17 protein-coding genes are annotated in these 23,729 nt (G+C 48.5%); 15 read left to right on the plus strand and 2 right to left on the minus strand.

Annotated features, from left to right (window positions below; genetic code table 11):
- Positions 1-139: 139 nt before the first annotated feature.
- The 11 genes from secA (at position 140) to M3152_RS04255 (ending at position 12,813) form a co-directional block, all read left to right on the plus strand.
- A complete protein-coding gene (gene secA, locus M3152_RS04205; RefSeq protein WP_251693943.1) occupies positions 140-2,644 on the plus strand; it encodes a preprotein translocase subunit SecA in 2,505 nt (834 codons plus the stop codon).
- A gap of 299 nt (positions 2,645-2,943) precedes the next feature.
- A protein-coding gene (prfB, locus tag M3152_RS04210) for a peptide chain release factor 2 (protein WP_251695241.1) occupies positions 2,944-4,045 on the plus strand; the annotation gives its coding sequence in 2 pieces (ribosomal slippage) (positions 2,944-3,015 and positions 3,017-4,045; 1,101 coding nt in all).
- 420 nt (positions 4,046-4,465) lie between these two features.
- The gene (gene cccB, locus M3152_RS04215) at positions 4,466-4,798 is read left to right on the plus strand and encodes a cytochrome c551 (protein ID WP_251693944.1); all 333 of its coding nucleotides are present in this window, start codon (positions 4,466-4,468) and stop codon (positions 4,796-4,798) included.
- Between the two features lie 330 nt (positions 4,799-5,128).
- A complete protein-coding gene (ftsE, locus tag M3152_RS04220; RefSeq protein ID WP_251693945.1) occupies positions 5,129-5,815 on the plus strand; it encodes a cell division ATP-binding protein FtsE in 687 nt (228 codons plus the stop codon).
- Positions 5,805-6,689, plus strand: a complete 885-nt coding sequence (gene ftsX / locus M3152_RS04225) for a permease-like cell division protein FtsX (protein ID WP_251693946.1) — start codon at positions 5,805-5,807, stop codon at positions 6,687-6,689. Before ftsE ends, ftsX begins: the two co-directional genes overlap by 11 nt.
- A gap of 98 nt (positions 6,690-6,787) precedes the next feature.
- Positions 6,788-8,077: a murein hydrolase activator EnvC family protein gene (locus M3152_RS04230; RefSeq protein ID WP_251693947.1), complete on the plus strand. Its 1,290-nt coding sequence runs from the start codon at positions 6,788-6,790 to the stop codon at positions 8,075-8,077.
- Positions 8,078-8,254: 177 nt separating this feature from the next.
- Positions 8,255-8,911 carry a hypothetical protein gene (locus tag M3152_RS04235; protein ID WP_251693948.1) on the plus strand — a complete coding sequence of 219 codons (657 nt, stop codon included), beginning with the start codon at positions 8,255-8,257 and terminating at the stop codon, positions 8,909-8,911.
- Positions 8,908-9,504 (plus strand): peroxiredoxin family protein, encoded by a 597-nt coding sequence (locus M3152_RS04240; protein ID WP_251693949.1) that lies wholly within the window; start codon positions 8,908-8,910, stop codon positions 9,502-9,504. Before M3152_RS04235 ends, M3152_RS04240 begins: the two co-directional genes overlap by 4 nt.
- A 74-nt stretch (positions 9,505-9,578) precedes the next feature.
- Positions 9,579-11,021 carry a S41 family peptidase gene (locus M3152_RS04245; protein WP_251693950.1) on the plus strand — a complete coding sequence of 481 codons (1,443 nt, stop codon included), beginning with the start codon at positions 9,579-9,581 and terminating at the stop codon, positions 11,019-11,021.
- A 297-nt stretch (positions 11,022-11,318) separates the two neighbouring features.
- Positions 11,319-12,488: a PDZ domain-containing protein gene (locus M3152_RS04250; protein ID WP_251693951.1), complete on the plus strand. Its 1,170-nt coding sequence runs from the start codon at positions 11,319-11,321 to the stop codon at positions 12,486-12,488.
- A 61-nt stretch (positions 12,489-12,549) separates the two neighbouring features.
- The gene (locus M3152_RS04255; protein ID WP_285846923.1) at positions 12,550-12,813 is read left to right on the plus strand and encodes a CsbA family protein; all 264 of its coding nucleotides are present in this window, start codon (positions 12,550-12,552) and stop codon (positions 12,811-12,813) included.
- A gap of 236 nt (positions 12,814-13,049) precedes the next feature.
- Here M3152_RS04255 and M3152_RS04260 read toward each other — a convergent pair whose 3' ends face one another.
- Positions 13,050-13,358, minus strand: a complete 309-nt coding sequence (locus M3152_RS04260) for an AzlD domain-containing protein (RefSeq protein WP_251693952.1) — start codon at positions 13,356-13,358, stop codon at positions 13,050-13,052.
- The gene (locus tag M3152_RS04265; protein ID WP_251693953.1) at positions 13,358-14,080 is read right to left on the minus strand and encodes an AzlC family ABC transporter permease; all 723 of its coding nucleotides are present in this window, start codon (positions 14,078-14,080) and stop codon (positions 13,358-13,360) included. The genes M3152_RS04260 and M3152_RS04265 overlap by 1 nt, the downstream gene beginning before the upstream one ends.
- Positions 14,081-14,226: 146 nt before the next feature.
- On the opposite strand from M3152_RS04265, the gene M3152_RS04270 reads away from it, so the two are divergent.
- The 4 genes from M3152_RS04270 (at position 14,227) to M3152_RS04285 (ending at position 23,716) form a co-directional block, all read left to right on the plus strand.
- Positions 14,227-14,850, plus strand: coding sequence for a TVP38/TMEM64 family protein (locus tag M3152_RS04270; RefSeq protein ID WP_251693954.1), 624 nt, complete (start codon positions 14,227-14,229; stop codon positions 14,848-14,850).
- Positions 14,851-15,340: 490 nt separating this feature from the next.
- Positions 15,341-18,832, plus strand: coding sequence for a helicase-exonuclease AddAB subunit AddB (addB, locus tag M3152_RS04275; RefSeq protein ID WP_251693955.1), 3,492 nt, complete (start codon positions 15,341-15,343; stop codon positions 18,830-18,832).
- On the plus strand, positions 18,810-22,529 hold the full coding sequence (gene addA, locus M3152_RS04280; protein ID WP_251693956.1) for a helicase-exonuclease AddAB subunit AddA: 3,720 nt from the start codon (positions 18,810-18,812) through the stop codon (positions 22,527-22,529). Before addB ends, addA begins: the two co-directional genes overlap by 23 nt.
- Positions 22,526-23,716: a DUF418 domain-containing protein gene (locus M3152_RS04285; RefSeq protein WP_251693957.1), complete on the plus strand. Its 1,191-nt coding sequence runs from the start codon at positions 22,526-22,528 to the stop codon at positions 23,714-23,716. The genes addA and M3152_RS04285 overlap by 4 nt, the downstream gene beginning before the upstream one ends.
- The last annotated feature ends 13 nt before the right edge of the window (positions 23,717-23,729 follow it).

Below are 23,729 nucleotides of genomic sequence, written 5' to 3' on the forward strand. Positions count from 1 at the left end.
ATGCCGGCGGAAAGCGTCCGCCTGTAGCGGAAATCAACTGTACTTAATAAAAAAATACGTTCTAAATTACCCAGACTATTTGCACGGCGCTTTTCAGAGTGTTAAAATGAAGGGTGAACTTAATGAGGATGTGACCTAAATGCTTGGCGTATTGAATAAAATGTTTGATCCGAATAAAAGAGATTTGAAACGTCTAGAAAAGATTGCAGATAGAGTAGAAGAACATGCAACTGAAATGGAACAGCTTTCCGATGAGCAACTGAAAGCGAAAACGGCTGAATTTCAGGAGCGGGTTGCGAACGGCGAGTCGATTGAAGACATTCAGCCGGAAGCGTTCGCGGTCGTCCGTGAAGCTTCAAGACGCGTGCTTGGCATGTATCCGTTCCGTGTGCAAATCATGGGTGCGGCTGCCTTGAACGAAGGGAATATCGCGGAGATGAAGACCGGTGAAGGGAAGACGTTGACGTCAACGCTCTCGGTTTATTTGAATGCGCTTGACGGCAAAGGCGTCCATGTCGTAACGGTGAACGAATACCTCGCAAGCCGTGACGCGACTGAGATGGGCGAGCTATTCGAGTTCCTTGGAATGACGGTCGGTTTGAACTTGAACAGCCTGTCGAAAGAGGAAAAGCGAGAGGCGTATGCCGCGGACATCACGTATACGACGAACAATGAGCTCGGGTTTGACTATTTGCGCGACAATATGGTGTTGTACGACGAGCATAAAGTGCAGCGTCCTCTTCATTATGCGGTCATTGACGAGGTCGACTCGATTTTGATCGATGAAGCGCGTACGCCATTGATCATTTCAGGGCAAGCGGCGAAATCTGCGGAGCTTTACCGTTTGGCGAACCGTTTCGTCATTACGTTGAAGAAGGAAGAGGATTATTCGTACGACGAATCAACAAAAGGTGTCGTTTTGACAGAAGCGGGTATTGAAAAAGCTGAGAAGGCGTTCAGCATCGAGAACTTATTCGATTTGAAGCATGTCACGTTGAACCATGCCATCAACCAATCGTTGAAGGCGCATGCGAGCATGCATATCGACATCGACTATGTGGTACAAGAAGGCGAAGTCGTCATCGTCGATTCATTCACGGGCCGTTTGATGAGTGGCCGCCGTTACAGCGATGGCTTGCATCAGGCGATCGAGGCGAAGGAAGGCTTGGAAGTCCAGAACGAAACGATGACGCTTGCAACGATCACGTTCCAGAACTTCTTCCGGATGTATGACAAGCTGTCCGGGATGACAGGTACTGCGAAGACGGAAGAGGAAGAGTTCCGTAATATATACAACATGAATGTCATCGCCATCCCGACGAATCGCCCGATTGCACGGGACGACCGTCCGGATCTGATCTACGCATCGTTGGATGGAAAATATAAAGCGGTTGCCGAAGACATTAAAGAACGCCATCTGAAAGGGCAGCCAGTGCTAGTCGGTACGGTGGCGATTGAAACGTCTGAAATCATCTCGAATTACTTGAAGAAATATGGTATACCGCATAATGTATTGAATGCGAAAAACCATGGCCGTGAAGCCGAAATCATTTTGGAAGCCGGGCAAAAAGGCGCGGTGACGATAGCGACAAACATGGCGGGACGTGGTACGGACATCAAGCTTGGAGAAGGCGTACAAGATGTCGGCGGACTTGCGGTCATCGGTACGGAGAGGCATGAGTCACGCCGTATCGACAACCAGCTGCGCGGACGTTCAGGCCGTCAAGGGGATCCAGGTGTGACACAATTCTACCTGTCACTTGAGGACGAGCTGATGCGCCGGTTCGGTTCCGAGCAGATGAAAGGCATGATGACGAAGCTCGGCATGGACGATACGACGCCGATCCAATCGAAAATGGTGTCTCGTTCCGTTGAATCTGCGCAGAAACGGGTCGAGGGGAATAACTTTGATTCCCGGAAACGTTTGCTGCAATACGATGATGTGCTCCGTCAACAGCGTGAAATCATCTACAAGGAACGTAATGAAGTACTTGCGTCCGAAAATATCCGTGAAGTTCTCGAAGGAATGCTGGAGAGTGTCATCGACCGGGTCATTGCGATGCATGCACCTGAAGATAAAGATTCCGAGTGGAAATTGAAAGGTTTGGAAGATTTCCTTGGTGCAAACCTACTTCCTGAAGGCCGGTTGACTGTCGCGGATATGGAAGGAAAAACCGAAGAAGAATTGAAATCAATGATTCACGATGCGGTCATTGAACGATATAATGAGAAGGAAGCCGAAATGTCCGAAGACCGCATGCGCGAGTTTGAAAAGGTCGTCCTTCTGCGGGCGATCGATTCGAAATGGACGGATCATATTGACGCGATGGACCAATTGCGCCACGGTATTCATTTACGTGCATATGGCCAGACAGATCCGCTTCGTGCGTATCAATCGGAAGGCTTTGCGATGTTCGAGGAAATGGTGACGGCAATCGAAAATGATGCCGCGAAATATGTCATGAAGGCTGAAATCCGCAACAACCTCGAGCGTGAGGAAGTAGCGAAAGGGCAGGCCGTCAACCCGAAAGAGGACGGCGAGAAAGTGACGAAGAAGCCGGTGCGCCGCTCGGTCAATATCGGCCGCAACGATCCGTGCCCATGCGGAAGCGGCAAAAAATATAAAAACTGCCACGGCAAATAATAATTATCTGGCAGGCAAAGCAGCAACTTGACTTCCCATCATTAAACGCGGGTGGATCCCGCATTTAATGATGGAAGTTTCATTTTATCTACATTACAATGGCCATTGTAATGTATTATCGCACGCTTAGGATAGGAGCGGAAGGCGGCGACTCCGGCGGGAAAAGCGTGTCCGGGTGAGACCCCGCAGTCGCTTGCGACGAGGAGGCTCACGGACCGCCCGCGGAAAGCGTCCGCCTGGAGCGAATATCCGTTAGGTTACCTAAACCCATTTTTTTATTTTCAGGAGGAACTACTATGATGGAATTATCCGATGTACGCAACGAGCTTGACAAAACAGCTAAGAAATTAGCGGACTTCAGGGGGTCTCTTTGACTTAGAAAACAAAGAGGCACGTATGCAGGAACTGGACGAAGTGATGCTGGAGCCAGGCTTCTGGGATAACCAGGAAAACGCACAAAAAGTCATCTCGGAATCGAATGCATTGAAGGATACAGTCGGTGAATTCAACGAACTCAACGACACGCAGGAAAATCTCGAAATGACATTGGAATTGCTTCGCGAAGAAGCCGATGAAGAATTGCAGGAAGAGCTCTTTGCCGAATTAAAAGAGTTCAAGAAAAAAATGGATGACTTTGATTTACAAATGCTGTTGAGTGATGAATACGATAAAAGCAATGCTATCCTGGAAATCCACTCAGGTGCAGGCGGAACGGAATCCCAGGACTGGGCTTCCATGCTGCTTCGTATGTACACTCGTTGGGCTGAACACCAAGGCTTCAAAGTCGAGACGCTTGATTACCAGGCGGGCGATGAGGCTGGCGTCAAATCGGTAACACTATCGATTAAAGGCCATAATGCATATGGTTATTTGAAGGCGGAAAAAGGTGTACATCGACTTGTCCGTATTTCTCCTTTTGATTCATCAGGAAGACGACATACATCATTTTCTTCTATTGAAGTCATGCCAGAATTTGACGGGGACGTCGATATTGATTTGAAAATGGAAGACGTTAAAGTAGACACATACCGTTCAAGTGGAGCAGGCGGGCAGCACGTCAACACGACTGATTCAGCAGTCCGGATGACGCATATTCCGACAGGCGCAATCGTCACGTGCCAAACAGAACGGTCGCAAATCAAAAACCGTGAACGCGCTCTCAATTTATTGAAAGCGAAAATCCTTCAAATTAAACTCGAGGAAGAAGAAGCAAGACTCCTTGAAATCCGAGGCGAGCAAAAAGAAATCGGTTGGGGAAGCCAAATCCGCTCATACGTATTCCACCCATATTCCATGGTGAAAGACCATCGTACGAACGAGGAATCAGGAAACGTGGGCGCCGTCATGGACGGGGAAATCGATATGTTCATCAACGCCTATTTACGTTCTAGAATTTCATAATGAATTTGGAAAAAGCGCACTCCGGTGCGCTTTTTTCCGTTTATCCAGCCGGATACAAATGTCGTGTCCGGGTTATCGTTCATTTCCCAAAGTTTATCAATCATTTCCTAGCGGATATCGATCATTTACACCGACTTATCGATCATTTCCCGCAAGATATCGATCATTTCCCAACTTATATTGTCATTTTGGGACTAATGACTTACCGGAAGCACGCCAGTATGTGCAGCAAAAAGGTTTGAATTTCCGATATACGTCTATAGTAAAAGATAAAGGCAAATGGAATTGATCCGCTTGGTGAAAAACTTTCCAATTTGTCATCAATTTGATAAAAATGGGCACCTTCCCTTGCGGAGTATAATCCTCGTCCTTTGGTATACTAAGGGATGTAGCAGAGAACTAATGATAGGAGGAAACTACATGAAGAACAAGCTTGTAGCAATGATGTTTGGCGCGGCGCTTGTACTTGGCGCTTGTGGCGGCGGCGGAGACAATGCAAAAGACAACGGCAATGGAAACGGTGAGACAGCCGCGGTAGATGAGGACAAGGTTTTCCAAGCCAACTGTGCGACTTGTCATGGAGGCAATCTTGAAGGACGCGGTAATGCTCCGGCATTGACGAACGTCGGATCAGAGCTTTCCGAAGAGGAAATTCACGACATTATTCAAAACGGTCAGAACGGCATGCCAGGTGGTTTGATCCAGGGAGAAGAATTGGATGCAGTTACTAAATGGCTTGCAGAAAAGAAATAAGTAATGTAAAAAACGCAAAGGCTCCTATTTTGGGCCTTGCGTTTTTTTGTTGATTAAAATGGAAAACACAGCCTTGACTATTGCATGGATATTACAATGGAACGCATTTCATACACCGATCCCAATGTTTATATCAAATGAAATGCAAGCAGTTTCATAGTGAAAAAGGGAACGTGGCGCATAGTATGTCGATTTGCGGCCATCCCAAAATAACTATTGAATCGTTCAGGACAAATGAAACATATCTGTAATACTTAGCAAGCCTATACATGTTATAATAAATATGTCGGCAAAAAATGACGAAGACAATACGATTCAGGTGGTTTTTACATGATTGTGATGAAAGATGTTTATAAGAAATACCCGAACGGTGTCGTTGCTGCGAATGGCATCAACGTCGAAATCGGTCGAGGCGAGTTTGTTTATGTCGTTGGGCCGAGCGGAGCGGGGAAATCGACATTCATTAAAATGATGTATCGCGAAGAATCCCCGACAAAAGGCGACATTATCATTGACGGCATTAATCTTGCGACGCTAAGGAGTAAGAGAGTCCCTTATTTGAGAAGGCAGATTGGCGTCGTGTTCCAAGACTTTAAACTACTTCCTAAATTGAATGTTTACGAGAATGTCGCTTTCGCGCTTGAAGTGATTGAGGAATCACCGAAACAAATCCGAAAAAAAGTGAATGATGTATTGGCGCTGGTCGGATTGACGCAAAAGGCGAGGATGTTCCCGAATGAGTTATCGGGCGGCGAGCAGCAGCGGGTTTCCATTGCCAGATCGATCGTCAATGTCCCGAAGGTCGTCATAGCGGACGAGCCGACAGGTAACTTGGATCCCGATACGTCTTGGGAAATCATGAAGATTTTTGAACAGATAAATGCGCGCGGTACGACAATTGTCATGGCCACGCATAATAAAGAGATCGTAAATACAATCAGACATCGGGTCATCGTCGTCGATGGCGGGATGATCACGAGAGATGAATATGAAGGAGTATACGGTTATGAAAGCTAGGACGATGGGGCGCCATGTCAGAGAAAGCCTGAAAAGCCTCGGCCGGAACAGCTGGATGACGTTCGCTTCTGTCAGTGCGGTTACCGTCACACTTCTGCTCGTCGGGGTGTTCATCGTCATCATGATGAACTTGAACCAATTAGCAGATAATCTAGAGAATGATGTGGAAATAAAAGTCATCACGGAACCGGCTGCAGATGCCGAGGCTGTGAAAACGTTGGAAGAGCAAGTCCGGAATACACCAGGTGTAAGCGAAGTCGTCCATGCGACAAAGGACGAAGAACTTGAAAAAATGATTAAATCCTTCGGGGATGAATTGAACTTGTACAAGCAGAGCAACCCATTAGGGGACGCGCTCTATGTGAAAGCGAAGAATCCACACGAGACAGCTGAAGTCGCTCAAAAGATCGATTCATACGACTACACATACGAAGTCGTTTACGGTGAAGGGAAAATCGAGAAATTGTTCAATGTTCTCAATATGAGTAGGAACATTGGATTGGTGCTTATTCTAGCACTGTTATTCACTGCGATGTTCTTAATTTCAAATACGATTCGTCTCACAATTGTTGCAAGAGGACGAGAAATCGAGATTATGAAACTAGTAGGTGCAACGAATGGCTTCGTACGGATTCCGTTCGTACTCGAAGGGGTTTGGCTAGGCATACTCGGAGCAATCATTCCGATGGTCGTCATTTCCGTTTCGTATTACGAGCTGTATACACAATGGCAGCCAAGATTGCAGAACGAATTATTCCAATTATTGAATACAACACCTTTTATTCTTCAGGTGAATGGCCTGCTTCTTTTCATGGGCGTGTTTATCGGAGTATGGGGCAGTTTCATGTCTGTCCGCAAATTTCTTAGAGTCTAACAGGCTGTCACGAAAGAGGGGAACGCTGTAGTCCCCGGCAACAGCCTGATTGTGAACGAATCAACCTGCAGCAGTAGCTTAAAGGGGGAAATAAGAAGTTGAACAATCGTAGATGGATTGTATTAAGTTTTGTCATCGTCTTCCTGATGACCTCGGTACTAGGTCAATCAGAGGCTTTGGCAAGCACATTGAATGATTTGAAGAATGAACAAAAGCAGAACCAACAGAAAAAGCAGAATCTGAAATCCAATATGGAAACTAAAGATAATGCTATTAAGAAAACTGAAAACGAAATTGATAAGTTTTTGAAGCAAATTAGTGACTTGAATAAAGAAATTGAAGAAGCCAATGCAAATATTAACCGCGTCATCGATAAGATCAACAAAACGAATGAAGAAATCGATGCATTGAAGGAATCTATCAAGGATCTTGAAAACAAGATCGCTGAACGAGACGTCGTCCTTAGGGAACGAGTGCGAGCGATGCAAGTGAAGGGCAACGATGTGAATTACATAGACGTCCTGCTTGGGGCAAACAGTTTTGCTGATTTCATCGACCGTTTTTCCACAGTAACAACGCTGATGGACGCAGACCGTGATATTATGCGTAGACAGCAGGAAGATATAGAGCAACTCGAAGCTGAAAAGGCGCTTGTTGAAAAGAAATTGAAAGAACTGAGAGAAAACAAGGCGAAACTCGAAAAGCTGAAAGAGCACTTAAAAGCTAGAAAAAATGAAAAAAATAGAGTGATTGATCAATTGGAAGCGGAGCAGGAAAGGCTTTCAAGGGAAAAGAAACAATTAGAGAAAGAATTCCACGAAGCAATTGAAGTGGATGCTCAGTTGGAGAAGAAAATCGTCGCCGAGCAGAAGCGTATTGCGGAAATCGCCCGTAAAGAAGCGGAACGAAAACGGAAAGCGAGAGAGGCAGCAGCAAAAGCAAAGAAACCAGGCACATTGCCGCAAGTCTCAAATGGTTTCTGGACGAGACCTGCGAATGGAACTTATTCCTCTTCGTTCGGTTGGCGGATACACCCGATCTATGGCACGAAGCGTCAGCACCGTGGTGCTGACATTGCAGCACCAATTGGAACGCCGGTCGTGGCGGCTGGGGACGGAGTCGTCTCCTATGCGGGAACTATGGGCGGATTCGGGAATGTCATTATGATTACACATTCAACAGACGGCGGTATTTTCACGACGGTCTATGCACATCTATCGAAAATCAGTGTCAGCACTGGACAAGTCGTTGACAAAGGTTCATATATCGGAGCCATCGGCAATACAGGAGCATCAACGGGCCCACACTTGCATTTCGAAATGCACATCGGGAACTGGACTGCTTCCGGTCCAAGCGCTGTGAATCCATTGCGATATGTATCTTTTTAAGTAAGACTCTAAGGAACTGCACCCAATCGTCAATCGGTTGGAGTTGCGGTTCCTTTTTTATTTGGTGAAACTTCACAAAGTCTTTCTATTTATCCGCGATACTGGAAGCAATATGCTCGCACGGTATAAGTTTTTCCTTTAGCATAGCCATATAAACATCAAAGGGGTTAAACTCTTATGACTGTCACCAAATTGTTTTTAATCGGTAATTTCACGGCGCCGTCCACGTGGATCGCTCTCATCATTGCATTCATTCTTTCATATATTGCTGTCCGGCTGAAGTTTGAAAAGCAGTCTGCAAATCGGTTCGGAGACACTATTTTTTATGTCATCATCATCTGGAAATTGTCGGTCATCATTACCGATTTCAAGATTGTCATCAATGCGCCGTTCGCGCTTCTTTATTTCAACGGAGGGATTATCGGGTTCATCCTCGGATTGTCTTTCGTCGCGTTCCGGACATGGCTTGATTGGCAAAAGAAACGGATTGACAAGGATATGCTCGTTGCCTTATTCATAGGTGCCGTATTCGTCCAAGCCGTATTCCAAGTGATGATGGCACTGTTGAATGAAGGAAGTCTGTTCGCGCGTGTCGGAACGGCTGTCGTCTTTCTGAGTCTCCTATTTTTCATTTGGAAAAACATCGAACAGAGCGAAAGCCATATTGTTCAGCTATCCTTGCTGTTCATGGCGGCACATGTCTTTGTTGCAGTAATCCAGCCGAAAGGGTTGATGAATCCACCGCTGCTCGTGACAGTATTGATTGGATTGTTTTTCACTTTATTGTTCGTGAAAGAACCTATAGGACAAACGGAAGGGGGTAAAGCAGGATGAATAAAAAAGTGATCGGGTACATAATTGCTGCATTGCTCATCGGATCGATGGTCGTGATCATGGTCAACCAGAATGTGAAGAAGGCAGATCCTATAGATAAATCGAGCGTCCTGATCGAACCGAAAGACGGGGCCGGGGCTGCCGGGAAAGGTGAAATCGGATTGGATTTTGGAAATATCCCGCCCGACTTCGAACTCGCTACATTGGACGGTGAAACACTTACATTGTCCGAACTGAAAGGGAAAAAAGTCGTCCTAAATTTCTGGGCAACATGGTGCCCGCCATGCAAGGCGGAAATGCCGCATATGCAAAACTACTACCGGAATTCCGCAGAGGAAGATAATGTGGAAATAGTCGCTGTCAATTTGACGAGCAGCGAGAACCGGGGCGTGAAAGTCGTCCAAGAATTCATTGAATCATACGGGTTGACGTTCAAGATACCTTTGGATGAAACAGGAATCGTCGGAGAGGAATATCAAGTATTCCAAATCCCAACAACGTATATGCTGAACACGGATGGAACGATTTCCCAAATTGTAAAAGGGCCGATGGATGAATCGACCTTGAAAACACTAATCGACGATCTTGATTGATTATAAAAGCCGGATTTCTGTTGTCGTAACAGACCGATTTCGTTCATATAGTGGACGGAGGAGGGATGTTATCGATGCGCAGAAGCCGGTTTTTAGTTTTTGCGATACTGGCGGTAATGGCGGCAGGCGTATTTTTAGTGTTGGACGGCTGCTCAGCGGATAAAGGGAATAGGGCGGATTCGGCTTTGAAAGGGGCGTTCCCGGTCATTGACGAAGCGTATAGCATCATTCAGGAGAAAGCGGTGTACCCGGTCGAAGGGGACAGGCTCATCGAAGGGGCGCTGCGCGGCATGGCGGATGTCATCGGAGATCCATATTCCACGTACCTATCCGAGGAGGAAGCGGAGTCGCATCGTGAGTCATTAGCCGGTGAAAAAGTAGGCATCGGTGCGGAAATCACGAGGTCAGGCGGCAGGTATATCATTGTTGCACCAATCAAAGGGTCCCCTGCTGAGAAAGCGGGTCTGCAGCCTTATGACGAAATCGTCCGCATCAACGGGGAAGCGCTCGGAGGCTTGACGCTGCAAGATGTCGTCAGGAAAATCCGTGGCAAGGAAGGTACTGCATTGGAAATGACGATATACAGGCCAGACTTGAACAAGCATCTTGAGTTGAAAGTGATGCGCGATGTCATTCCGGTAAAAACGGTGTCAGCTGAGTTGATGGAAGAAAGGGGCACAAAATTCGGTTACATAGCGTTGACGATGTTCGGTGATGAAACAGCGGCCGAATGGAAAAAGGCGACCGATGAATTGATCAAAGGCGGCGCCGAGGCGCTTGTGATCGATGTGCGCGGCAATCCGGGCGGTTATTTGCGTGCCGTCGGTGAGGTTGCCGGAAGTTTATTGCAGGAAGATACGGTCTTTGCCTATATGCAAAACGTGAAAGGCGAATTGACGCCACTCGTTGTGGAACCTTCCGAAAACTTCAAGTTTGATGAAAAACTTAAAAAGATGCCTGTCGTCCTGCTTCAGGATAAAGGGAGCGCATCGGCGAGCGAAGTGTTGAGCGGTGCATTGAAAGATTTGCGAAGAGGCTTCATTATCGGACAGGTCAGTTTCGGAAAAGGGACCGTCCAAGATACGATGGAGCTGTCGAACGGCGGCGAAATGAAGTTATCCACACATAAATGGTTGACACCGAAAGAGACATGGATTCATGGCAAAGGCGTCCCTGCCGACCTGGAGTCCGAGCAAAGCAAGCTATTCACCGAGCATATCCGGTTCTCCACGGATGTCTACGCAACCGGAGATTACCATGAGGATATCGCTTATGGACAACGGCTCCTTACCGGCCTCGGCTATAAACTCGAACGAGATGACGGCTACTTCGATGAATCGACAGCGGTTGCCGTCCACGAGTTCCGGGTCGATGCAAAAGTATCCCCCGAGAGCCTTATGGACCGTAAATTCTTTGCCGCCATCCGCGAACGGGTTGAGGACTATCGTAAAGACAAAGCGAACGACACGCAGCTGCAAGTGGCAATCGGCTATGTGCATCATATTTTGAATGACTGAACTAGGAAGGGCTCCTTTATTCCAACAAGTGCTCAATTAATCTCGCAAAGGCTCAATTATTCCAGCAAGGGCTCATTAAATTGCACAAGGGCTCAATTAATCTTGCAAAGGCTCAATTACTGTCAAACACTCCAAACTCCCTGCACTCGCAGGGAGTGTTTTTATTGAGAATAATAGTAATTGCCTGTCAAAGAAGACTCAATTCAAAGAAAATTTATCGGCCGTCTCACACGTGAGGCGTTTCTTTTGATACAATAGGGAATAATCATGTTTTCGGGGATAGGATGGTGATGGTTGATGAGTGAACAAGTACTAATGGATCTGTTACAAGCGATTGCACTATTTTTCCTGAATCCAGTTTGGTTGATTGCCATAGTGGCAGCGGTCGGATTAGGGTACTTCCGGGTGAAGCGGGAACGGCGCAGTTTCCTTGTGCGACTTCACCCCGGCTTGACAGAAATGAAAAGGCTGCTTGCTGAATCGTGGCTACCGGCGCTGATCGTTTCAATCCTCATATCTGGAATCGGCTTCACTGTCGATATTACCTGGATTGCGCTATTTTCTGCAGTCGCTATTTTATCGATGATCTCATTTTATTATCTAGCAGCATCGCCGATTTATTTTGCGGCCATCGCATTTTTCGGCTTATATGCGTTTCAGCAATGGGGTCCCAACTTTGCATATCGCGGGTGGACGCCAGCTGATGTCGATCTGTTCGGGGGCATGGCGTTGACGGTCCCGGTCATTGCGGGAATTTTCCTCATCGTCGAAGGGTTCCTCGTCCGTCGTCATACTGCCGCTTATGCCTCTCCTTTCTTGACGAAGACGAACCGCGGATTGCGGGCGGCTGCATTTAAATCGAAGCGGCTCTGGCTGCTGCCGATTTTGTTTCTCGTGCCAGGGGATTTCCTGTCGGGAATCGCGCCATATTGGCCTCAATTTACGTTAGGAGCTACCGCGTTCAGCTTCCTTCCTGTGCCGATTATAATCGGATTTTCGCAAGTCGCAAGAGCTAGTTTTCCGGATGTTCTATTCCCGAAAATTGGACAAGCAATCACATTCATTGGTGCGGTTGTCATTGCCGTCGGTGCATTTGCATGGTGGATGCCGATTCTTGGATGGGCAGCACTGCTTATAGGCGTTGTCGGCAGGCTGGTGCTATCGATCCTTGTCGCTGTACGGGAGCGCAAAGGAGGATTTGCGGCGGCGCCTCAATCGGCTGGCGTCATCATCGCAGGCATCTTACCGGACTCGCCGGGTGAAAAACTCGGGTTGGTTCCAGGGGAGTGCATCCGGAAGGTCAATGGCATCCAAGTTTCGAATGAAAAGGAATTGTATGATGCGATTCAAGTGAACGCCGCCCATTGCCGACTGCAAGTGATCGGCCGGGACGGTGAAGTACGGCTTATGCAACAAGTGCTCTACCGTCATGATCATCACCGGTTGGGGCTGCTCGTTGTCCGTTAATTGAATTCAGTTAAGCCTCCGGCGGATGTCACAGATTTTCATTCGGAAGGTTTGGTGTAAAATGGATATCGCTACATTGGAAACGAAATTAATGCTAGCCTTGTTCCTGCCGGGATTGCTCGTCGTGTTTTTCACACGCGTCACATTCCACCATTTCGTCGGGCTCGCGTTGACGATTGCGCTCATCGCTGCGTCGGTTTACGCAGGGTATACGCATAACTGGATTCTGTACGCGGCGGATGCGCTTTCATTGACTGTCGGTTTTTGGTACGCGACGCGGATGGTGAAGAAGGCGAGAAGGTTAGGCAATGAAGTGGATGAATGAGGAATGGCCGCTCCGGTTATGGGGCGGCCTTTTTTTACCGTTTGTGTGGTATTAATGATCACTCGGGAGGATTTATGATCACTCGGGAGGATTTATGATCACTCGCGAGGATTTATGATCACTCGCCAGGGTTTATGATCACTCACGAAGGTTTATGATCACTCGCCGGTGTTTATGATCACTTGCCAGGGTTTATGATCACTCGCAAGGAGTTATGATCACTCACCAAGATGTACTTACATAAAAAATCCGTAAATGGCGAGTACACCAATCGTGCCGAGGACGACTGGCATGACGCCGCCTCCGAGAAAAGCGATCAGGAAGGCGGTTGCAGCACCGATGATGCCGAATAGGATGTTGCCTTCTTGAACGAAGATGATTGCCGGGAAGATGAGTGCCCCAAGTACGGCGTATGGGATATTGCTGAGGACGCCGCTGACAATCGGCGGCAATTCTTTGCCGTCGAGGAATGTAAGGGGCACCATTCGCGGGATGTACGTGACAACCGCCATTCCGAAGAGCATCCACCAATAGGTCTGGCCCATTATGATTCCTCCATTTCTTTCTGCAGGGCGGTAACGTTTTTACTGCGCCGTGCAAAGATGACTTCGATAAGTATCGCCGATCCGAGCGTCGAGACGAGGATGGCCCAACCGGTCGATAGCAGTTCACCGATATAGATGATGCAGTGGATGGCTGCGGCGAGTGCTGCGAGCATAATTACTTTCCGGTTCCCTTTCATAGCCGGAACGAGCAGGCCGATGAACATGGCGTACAGGGCAATGGACATGGCGACTTGCAGGAACTCGGGCAGATTGGCACCGACGACGTGGCCGGCCGCTGTGAAGCTGACCCAGCTGCCGTAGGCGATGATCGTCACTCCGAATGCGTAGGCGGTCGGGATTTTTTCTTCTTTTCCTGTTGCCAGGACGGAAAACGATTCATCCGTAATGCCGAATGAGTAAATGGCTTTCACCCATTTCGGTGCGCGGTGCATCTTTTCATTCAGCGAAGCCGTCATTAGAAAGTGGCGGATGTTGACGATGAATGTATTGATCACGATCGTGACTGGGTCGACACCGAATGAAATCAGATTGAGCGATATGTATTGGGCTGCTCCGGCGTAGACGAATATGCTCATGGCGGTAGCCTCCATGAGGGAGAGGCCTGTTGTTTTGGCGAGCAGCCCGAAAGTGAGCGCGATCGGGAAGTAGCCGATGGCGATGCTGAGGCCCGCTTTCAAGCCCGCTAAGAATTGATTTTTCATTAAGCTGTCACGTCTTTCTTGTATGTATGATTGAAATTATACTATATTTTGATGTTTTGGTGTTATTCTATAAGGGAAAAGGGAATATTCGAGAGTATATAGGAAGTATGTGAAGTGTCGATTGTTGATAGGCGAGGGTGTTGCATATGGATGAATGGCTGGATGTAGATAAGATCATTGAGTTATCAGGGCATTATAAGGCGTTAGGGCCGTTTTTCGGTCTGCTGCTACCTTTCATAGAGTCGTTTTTGCCATTTTTACCGCTGTTTGTGTTCGTGTTTGCGAATGCAGGCGCATATGGGCTTTGGTTCGGGTTCATTTTGTCGTGGGCGGGCACTGTTGCGGGTTCGTATGTGGTGTTTTTAATCATCAGGAAGTATGGGCGCAGCCGTTTTTTGCGTTTTTTGACGAGGCATAAGCGTGTGCAGCAGCTGATCGGCTGGGTTGAGCGGAACGGTTTCGCTCCGCTGTTTTTACTCATCTGTTTTCCGTTCACGCCTTCCGCTTTGGTGAATCTCGTGGCGGGCTTGTCGAATATGAAGAAGAAGAGCTATTTGATTATTTTGATGGCGGGTAAGTTCGTCATGATTTTCACGATCAGCTTCATCGGGTATGATTTGAAGGCGTTGTTGACACAGCCATTGCGGACAGGAATCGTCATTGGGATCATCGTTCTATTATGGCTCGTGGGCAAGTGGCTTGAGAAGCGGCTTGATCGGAAAGTGGAAGAGGAATCCAGTACGATTTTCAAAGAGGAAGAGGAAGATTAAGCGAGCGGTTATGCATGATAAATTGGATTTATGCGCGATTCTAGCGAATTATGCGTGAATGAATTGATTTATAAGCTTTTCGAGCGTTTTATGCGGGAATAAACCGATTTTTGCGCTTTTCGAACGTTTATGCGTGATTCGTGAACCGCGGGAGGTATTATATTCCTGCGTTTTGCTAGTCGCGCTGGATGCATTTTACAAATCAATGGCACTACTATGTTAATAGTTCCTGTCCTCCTAAACTTTCGGTACAATGAAGGGAAGGATGATAGGAATTTTTATTATCTTCATTCAGCAGGTTTCAAACACCTGCTGAATGAAGATAAAGCCTCCGGCGGATGTCACAGATTTTGAAGGGAGTTAATGAGGGCAACCTAAGTACGCCGCGTCCTGCGGCAACGGTTGCATGACCAACATCCTGTTGGCCTCAATTCAAAATCTGGACGCAATTACGCCGAGGCGTAATTGATTTACGAAAGGAGAGAGTGCCATGACATTGCGGTTTGTGACCGGGAGAGCCGGGACGGGTAAGACGACGATGATCGAGCGGGAGATTGCGGCGGATCTTCAACGGGATCCTTTGGGGCCGGCAGTCATTTTGATCGTGCCTGATCAGATGTCGTATTCCATGGAGCTGAGCTTGTCAGTGAATTTTGGCCTGAATGGCTTGATCCGTGCGCAAGTATCCACTTTCAAGCGGCTTGCGTGGCGTGTGCTGCAGGAGACGGGTGGCATTACTCGTAAAGAAGTCGACGGGTTCGGCTACAGGATGCTCGTTCGGAGCGTACTGGAGGAGAACCGGGAAGAGCTGAAGCTGTTCAAGCAGGCAGCGAATAAGAGAGGCTTCACGGAAAGAATAGGCGATCTCATGAAGGAGTTCAGCCGCTATTGCCTTGACCGGGAAACGTTGGCCGAATTCCGCCAGCAGTTGGCCATTGCCGATGCCCCGCGCACTTTGCAGGACAAGGTGAGCGATCTTTCATTGCTTGTATCGAAAATCGAGGAACGTCTCGGCACTTCTTATGTCGACAGCGAGGGGCATTTGGCGTTGCTAGCTTCTCAGATTAAGCACTCGGAGCTTATAAAAGGCGCAGAGATTTATATAGATGGATTTGAGAGTTTCACGGCGAGAGAGTATGAAATCATTACGGAATTGATGAAGCATGGGAATCGGGTGACTGTCGTCTTGCCGATGGAGTCCGATTTATCGGGGCATGCGGATCACGAGTTGTTCTTCAATCCTGTGCGAACATCAATGAAGCTCCGGGAGATTGCTCGTAATGAATCAGTCGACATCGAAGAGGGGATCCATTTGGACCAACCTCTTCGATTCAATAATGACGAGCTTCGCCACTTCGAGAAAGAGTTCGAGAAATATCCTCCGAAGGAAAGACCTTCCGAAGGGGCGGTTTCATTGATCGAAGCGACGGATCGGCGGGCGGAAATCCATGCGGTGGCAAGGAATATCCGCGAACTCGTCATGAAGGGCGGACGATATAAGGAAATTTCGATTTTGTACCGGCAACCTGACAAATACGATGAGCTCATTGAAACGATTTTTTCGCAATATGATATTCCGGTGTTCATCAGCCGGAAAAAGCCGATGCTGCATCATCCTCTCATTGAGTTTTCTAGGTCTGTCCTTGAAGCTGTTACGGCGGGCTGGACATATGAATCGATATTCCGTGCAGTGAAGACGGATCTGTTCTTTCCGCATCGGGAAGATAAACTCCTTTGGCGGGAAAGGGCGGACCGCCTTGAAAATTATGTGCTTGCAAATGGGCTTTACGGCAATCGATGGTTCGATGAAGCAAGATGGAAAGTGAAGCGGTATCGCGGGCTGGAATTGCATACTACTGTGCAGACAGATGAGGAACTCGCGCTCGAGCGGGAGTTGCATCTGATCCGGGACCTGGTCCGGGAGTCGCTTGCGCAATTGGAAGGCAGGCTGAAACGTTCTAAAAGTGGCCGCGATGTCGCGGAAGCACTGTTTTTATTCATGGAATCACTGCAAGTATTCGATAAGATCATTGATTTGAGCGCTGATGAAGAGCGTGCGGGCCGTCTGCTGAACGCGACAGAGCATGAACAGGCTTGGAATTCGTGGATCAATGTCCTTGACCAGTTTGTCCTCATGTTCGGGGACAAGGAAATGGACTTGAAGGAAGCTGCGCGGATTTTGGATGAAGGGTTCGATACGCTCGAATTCACGCGCATTCCGCCTTCGCTCGATCAAGTGACAGTGACGACGATCGAGCTTGCAAGCCTCATGGAAATTGAAGTGGGATTTGTCATCGGCGTCAATGACGGCGTTTTGCCCCAACGGATCGACTCGGAAGGGCTCTTGTCGGACTCGGACAGGGAATGGTTTGCGATAAACGGCATCGAGCTTGCTCCATCCTCTAAAATGAAGCTTATGGATGAATCCTATATGGCCTACCGGGCATTCACATCGTCGAGGGACAAGCTTTTCATTTCCTATCCGATCGCGGACGAAGAAGGGAAATCATTGCTGCCATCGCTTTATATCTCGCGCATACAGCAAGTTCTGCCGGGGGACGGGCTGCAGTTGGCAGTGACGGATCCGTCCGAATTGCTGAATGAAGAAGAGCAGGCCGATTATATTATCCACCCTCGAACTGCGCTTCCGTACGTATCGATGAAAGTGAAGGAAGCGGAGCAGACCGGCGAGATTGCAGCTGAATGGCGGGCGGTGCTCGCTTATTACGAGGATGATCCTTTATGGTCGTCCGTCTTGCAATACATTACGAAGCCAATGCATGACCGCAATGAAACGGAGCGGCTTGCGCCAGCTATTACAGAAGGCTTGTATGGCAAGAATTTTGTATCGAGTGTTTCACGTATTGAATCGTATTACAGCTGTCCGTTCCAACATTTCGCTTCGTATGGACTCGGCTTGCAGGAACGGATGGAATTCACACTTGAAGCGCCGTCGATCGGAGATTTATTCCATGCTGCACTGAAATGGGTGTCGGATGAAATGAACCGGACAGGCAGGTCATGGACGGAGTTGTCGAAGGAGCAATGCTGGCAATTGGCGAGGGACGCGATGGAGCATATTACGCCGATGTTCTTTAACCGCATTCTATTGTCGACAAGCCGCTATCATTACATCCGCCGAAAATTGACGCATATCGTGATGCGAACGATTTTTGCACTTGGCAAACAGTCGACAAAGAGCATGTTCCGCCCGATTGCAATCGAAGCGGCGTTCGGACCGGGGGAGCAATTGCCGCCTCTTGAAATTCCGTTACGCCGGGGCAATCAAATGAATTTACGCGGCAGGATCGACCGGGTTGATGCGACCGAAATCGACGGAAAGAATTATGTGCGGATCGTCGACTATAAATCGTCTTCGAAACAGCTTGATCTGACCGACGTCTATTACGGCATCTCCTTGCAGATGCTGACGTATCTCGATGTCGCCGTCGAGCATGCGGAGGAATGGATCGGCTTCAAGGCAGATCCGGCGGGCGTGCTCTATTTGCATGTCCATAACCCGATGATCCGTACGGAGCTTGAGATGACAGAGGATTTAATTGAAGAAGAGATATTGAAGTCCTATAAAATGAGGGGCTATTTGCTTGATGACCCCGATGTTGTCATGGGAATGGATGCACAGCTCGGCAAGACGTCAACTGTCATTCCGGCTGCGTTGAAGACAGACGGGACGTTTACGAAAGCGTCGAAAGTGCTGTCGACGGAAGATCTACAAATCGTCCGCAAGTTCGTGAGGCAGCGCCACCGGCAGGCAGGGGACGGGATGCTTGCAGGGGATGCCCGCGTGTATCCGTACCGTTTGAAGGATAAGATGCCTTGCCAATATTGCTCGTACCGTTCGGTGTGTCAGTTCGACCCGACGAATCCCGAGCAGAAATACAGGCATTATGACAGCCTGAACCCGGAGGAATCCCTTGAGAAGATGCGAAAGGATGTGAATGAAGATGGACATTCCAGTTAAACCGGCAGACGTGACATTCACGGATGCCCAGTGGAAGGCGATCTGGGCGACGGGGAAAGATGTGCTCGTGTCGGCTGCGGCAGGCTCTGGGAAGACGAAGGTACTCATTACTCGGATGATCGAGAAAGTGTTAAGTGAACACAATCCGATTGATGTGGATGAACTGCTCGTCGTCACATTCACAAACGCTGCGGCTGCGGAAATGCGCCACCGGATGGCAGAAGCGTTGGAAGAGGCAATTGCCGCTAATCCGGACTCCATCCATTTGCGCAGGCAGCTAAGCCTGTTGAATAAAGCGCAGATTTCCACATTGCACTCCTTCTGTCTGAACGTCGTCCGCCAATATGCATACTTGATCGAAATCGATCCTGGGTTCCGCATCGCGGATAGTACGGAAGCGGCATTGCTGCGGGACGATACGATCGGTGAAGTGCTTGAAGATGCTTATAATGCAGAAAACCCCGAAGCGATGTACCGGCTTGCGGACAGCTTCACGTCGGATCGGAACGACCAGTCGATCGAGACGCTCATTGACAGGCTGTACGACTATTCGCGCGTGCATCCGTCGCCGGAAAGATGGCTGCGGATGATTCCGATGCAATATGAGCTTGATGATGAAGTGACGATTGACGAGCTGGATTTCATCGGCCCATTGAAGACGGCGATCCGCCACACACTCGAGGAAGCGATTCATCTGACAGAAGACATGAAGCGGATCGCATTGATGCCGGAAGGTCCCGAACCGTTAGCTGCGACAGCCGACGCTGATCTGCAATGGATCAGGGAAGCGAAGCGCAGGATTGAAGAGGGGACTTGGGAAGATACGTATGCGTTCTTCGGCTCTCTCACATGGGTGAAGGCAGGCACGATCCGAAAGAACACTTGCGATGAGGAATTGGCAAAACGGGCGAAAGCGCTCCGCGATTCCGTGAAGAAAATCATCAATTCATTGAAAGAATCGTATTTTACAAGGACACCGCAGCGCCTATTGGACGAAATCCGTCTTATGGCTCCGATGATGCACACGCTTGTCGGGCTCGTCATCGAATTCGGAAAGAGATATGGCGACGTAAAGATGGATCGCGGTCTTGTCGACTTTTCGGATTTGGAGCATTTTGCATTGCAGATTCTTGCCATGGAGAAGGACGGGGAACTTGTACCGTCTGACATCGCAGTTGATTATTTAAACAGATTTGCGGAAGTCCTTGTCGATGAATACCAGGACGTCAATCTGCTGCAGGAAGCAATCATCCAATTAGTGAAGCGCGGCAGCGAGTCGGACGGGAATCTGTTCATGGTCGGCGACGTGAAGCAGTCGATTTATCGGTTCAGACTGGCGGAGCCGGGACTATTTCTTGGGAAATATAATCGTTTTACGTCGAATGATGAAGAAAACGGTCTGAAAATTGATTTGAACGCAAACTTCCGAAGTCGGAGGGAAGTGCTTGACGCAACGAATTTCATCTTTTCCCAAGTGATGGGGAAACGGGTCGGCGAAGTCGAATACGATGAAGCCGCCGCTTTGAAATATGGCGCCCGCTACCCTGATAAGGAATCACCGGCAGCATTGACGTTACTGTATGAAGCTGACGAAGAGGACATGGAAGACGAAGCGACAGAGCTGACAGGGCAAAGTTTGAAAAGCTCGCAGGCGGAAGCAAGATATATGATCCGGAGAATCAAAGAGCTAATGGCTTCGGGAGCGGAAGTGACGGATGCGTTCACGGATAAACGGCGACCGCTCGAATACCGGGATATCATCATTCTGATGCGCTCGATGACATGGTCCGGAGAAATTGCCGAGGAGTTCAAGCTTGCGGGCATCCCAATCTACGCAGAATTGTCGCGCGGTTATTTTGAGGCGATCGAAGTGATGATCATGCTCAACACGCTGCGTGTCATCGACAATCCATATCAGGATATTCCGCTCGCCTCTGTCCTTCGTTCACCGTTTGTCGGCATGACGGAAAACGAGTTGGCGCAAGTACGGCTAACGGCGAAAAACAAACCATTCTACGAGGCGCTGAAATTGTTCATGGCGACAGGTGGGGCGGGGATTTCTGCAGAAACGCAAGTGAAAATGCAACGGTTCTTCCTCATGTTCGAGGATTGGCGCAATCTTGCTAGACGCGGTTCGTTATCTGAGCTCATTTGGCAAGTGTATGCCGATACGCACTATTATGAAATGGTCGGCGCAATGCCGAACGGGAAGCAGCGGCAGGCGAATTTACGCGCACTGCATGACCGTGCCATCGATTATGAAAAGACGTCATTCCGCGGGCTATTCCGCTTCCTTCGATTCATCGACCGTATGCAGAAACGCGGAGATGATCTCGGCGCTGCCCGTTTCGTCAGCGAGACGGAGGATGTCGTCCGGATTATGACAATCCACTCATCGAAAGGGCTCGAATTCCCGTACGTGTTCGTCGCGGGAGCGGGCAGGCAGTTCAATAAGATGGACTTCAACGAACCTTACTTATTCGACCAGCATTTCGGTCTGGCGGTGAAGGCGATCGACCCTGAGTTGCGCATTACATACACATCCCTTCCATTCCTAGCGATGAAAGAGAAGAAGGAGCTTGAAATGCGGGCGGAGGAAATGCGCGTGCTGTATGTAGCGATGACGAGGGCGAAAGAGCATCTTGAATTGATTGCCACCGTCAAGGATATTGAAAAGGCGATCGGCAGCTGGCAAGACGCGCAGCTGATTGAGGCGGGCGAAATGCTGCCGGAATATACACGATCCCGTGCAAACGGTTATTTGGATTGGGTGGGGCCGGCCATCGCACGCCATCCGGATTTCGAGAAATTCGGTTTCATGTATGGAGGCCGTCCGGTTGATGATCCTTCTAAATGGGAAATTGCGGCGTATCCAGTCTCTTCATTCCTGATGATGGAAGAACAGGAGGAAGAAACTGTCGATAGACCTGTGCCGACAACGACCGAAACTGTCATTGACGCGGATTGGTCCGATGAGGTGAAACGGAGATTCGACTATGTCTATCCGTTCATGGCTTCCGTTGAAAAGCGATCCAAGCAGACGGTGAGCGACCTGAAAAGGGTGGCGCTGCTCGAAATGGAACCGGACTTCGACGACTTCTTCACAACAAAGGATGATGAAGTGAGCACACCTTATTTGCATGACCGCCCAGCATTCATGCAGTCACGTGCGCTGTCGCGGGCGGAAATCGGTACCGCGATGCATACGATCATGCAGCATATCGATCTGTCGAAGACCCATACCGTACAAGACGTGGATCGGCTTGTCACTGAATTTACGGCGCGCCAATTATTGACGCTGGAAGAAGCGAATGCAGTCGATGTGAAGGCGGTCGTCCAATTTTTTGGGACACCGCTATTCAAGAGGCTGTCGCAATCTGCAAGGACACTCAGGGAAGTGCCATTCACGTATGCTTATGACGGAAAAGACGGAGATCACCAAATTCTACAAGGGATCGCGGACTGCCTGTTTGAAGAACAAGATGGATGGGTGCTGCTCGATTATAAGACAGACAGGATCCGCGGAAGATTCCGGTCCGAAGAAGAGATTCAAGCTGAAATGCAAAAGCGATATGGCATCCAATTGAGTCTTTATAAAAAAGCGGTCGAATCGATCGCGGGAATCAAAATAAAAGAAATGGTCCTCTATTTGTTTGACGGGGCGAGGATTATGCATGTTCAGGAGGAATCGGTTTGAATGTAACACCAACGATTGGAAATCGCATTGAAGCGTTGGATACTTTGAGGGGCTTTGCGCTCCTCGGTATTTTTATTGTAAATATGCTCACGTTCCATTCACCTTATTTTTATATCGATGCCCATTCGTACTTCAGTACGCCGAGTGATGTGGCATCTTACAAACTGATCAATATTTTTGTGGAAACAAGTTTTTATCCAATTTTCGCAATGCTATTCGGGTATGGATTGAATATGCAATACGAAAAAGCGATTGCGAATGGTACGTCTTACGTGCCGATGATGGCGAGGCGACTTGCGATCCTTATGGGATTCGGCCTGATCCATGCGCTGTTCATCTGGTCGGGTGATGTTTTATTCACCTATGCGCTCATGGGCTTCATCATGCTGGCGATCGTTCGCGTACCGAAAAAATGGCTGCTATGGATTGCGCTCATCGTCTATATGCTTCCGACCTTCCTTGTTATCGGCGGCATCTATTTGCTGGAGAAGCTTAATCCTAACCAGTTAATGGAAGGGTTCGTAGACATCCAACGGATTGAATTGGCGATTACGGCGTATGCGCACGGGTCTTACGGCGAAGCGCTCGTTTTCCGAATGACGGAATGGCTGCTCATCGGATTGTCGAGTTCCTTCCTAGGCGTATTCATGGTGCTGCCATTAATCATGCTAGGAGCCGCGTTCTCAAAGTGGAAGCTGTTTGAACAAGCGGCGGAATTGAAAGGCAAAATTGCTATAGTCGGCCTCATCGCTCTTGCGGCCGGTATTTTCATTAAGTCATGGCCGTATATGGACGGATTTGCCTACCATAATACACTGATCCAGCAGCTGATTGGCGGACCAATTCTGGCGATTGGCTATGCATCTGTCATTATCCTGCTCTGTCAATTGCCTGTTTTCCGAACGATCTTCCGGCCGATTTCAAAAGCGGGGCGCATGTCATTGACGACATACTTGATGCAATCAATTATTGCAACTCTCCTATTCTATGGTTACGGCTTCGGACTGTATGGAAAAGTGGATTTAGAGACAGGAACAATGATTGCTGTCGGCATTTTTGCCATCCAAGTCATCTTCGCCGAGCTTTGGTTGTTGAAATTCCGGATGGGCCCTTTCGAATGGCTATGGCGGAAAGGGACATATGGGAAAAACATGCCGAAAAAAGAGGAGAAAAGGCAAGCTTTGTAGAAATGTAGTTATG

Source organism: Sporosarcina luteola, assembly GCF_023715245.1.
GTDB lineage: Bacteria > Bacillota > Bacilli > Bacillales_A > Planococcaceae > Sporosarcina > Sporosarcina luteola_C.

Coding starts and splice junctions, on each gene's coding strand:
- ftsE (WP_251693945.1), top strand. CDS start 5,129: ATGATTGTGATGAAAGATGTTTATAAGAAATACCCGAACGGTGTCGTT.
- M3152_RS04240 (WP_251693949.1), top strand. CDS start 8,908: ATGAATAAAAAAGTGATCGGGTACATAATTGCTGCATTGCTCATCGGA.
- M3152_RS04270 (WP_251693954.1), top strand. CDS start 14,227: ATGGATGAATGGCTGGATGTAGATAAGATCATTGAGTTATCAGGGCAT.
- M3152_RS04255 (WP_285846923.1), top strand. CDS start 12,550: ATGGATATCGCTACATTGGAAACGAAATTAATGCTAGCCTTGTTCCTG.
- addB (WP_251693955.1), top strand. CDS start 15,341: ATGACATTGCGGTTTGTGACCGGGAGAGCCGGGACGGGTAAGACGACG.
- M3152_RS04260 (WP_251693952.1), bottom strand. CDS start 13,358: ATGGGCCAGACCTATTGGTGGATGCTCTTCGGAATGGCGGTTGTCACG.
- ftsX (WP_251693946.1), top strand. CDS start 5,805: ATGAAAGCTAGGACGATGGGGCGCCATGTCAGAGAAAGCCTGAAAAGC.
- secA (WP_251693943.1), top strand. CDS start 140: ATGCTTGGCGTATTGAATAAAATGTTTGATCCGAATAAAAGAGATTTG.
- addA (WP_251693956.1), top strand. CDS start 18,810: ATGAAGATGGACATTCCAGTTAAACCGGCAGACGTGACATTCACGGAT.
- M3152_RS04265 (WP_251693953.1), bottom strand. CDS start 14,080: ATGAAAAATCAATTCTTAGCGGGCTTGAAAGCGGGCCTCAGCATCGCC.
- M3152_RS04250 (WP_251693951.1), top strand. CDS start 11,319: ATGAGTGAACAAGTACTAATGGATCTGTTACAAGCGATTGCACTATTT.
- cccB (WP_251693944.1), top strand. CDS start 4,466: ATGAAGAACAAGCTTGTAGCAATGATGTTTGGCGCGGCGCTTGTACTT.
- M3152_RS04235 (WP_251693948.1), top strand. CDS start 8,255: ATGACTGTCACCAAATTGTTTTTAATCGGTAATTTCACGGCGCCGTCC.
- M3152_RS04245 (WP_251693950.1), top strand. CDS start 9,579: ATGCGCAGAAGCCGGTTTTTAGTTTTTGCGATACTGGCGGTAATGGCG.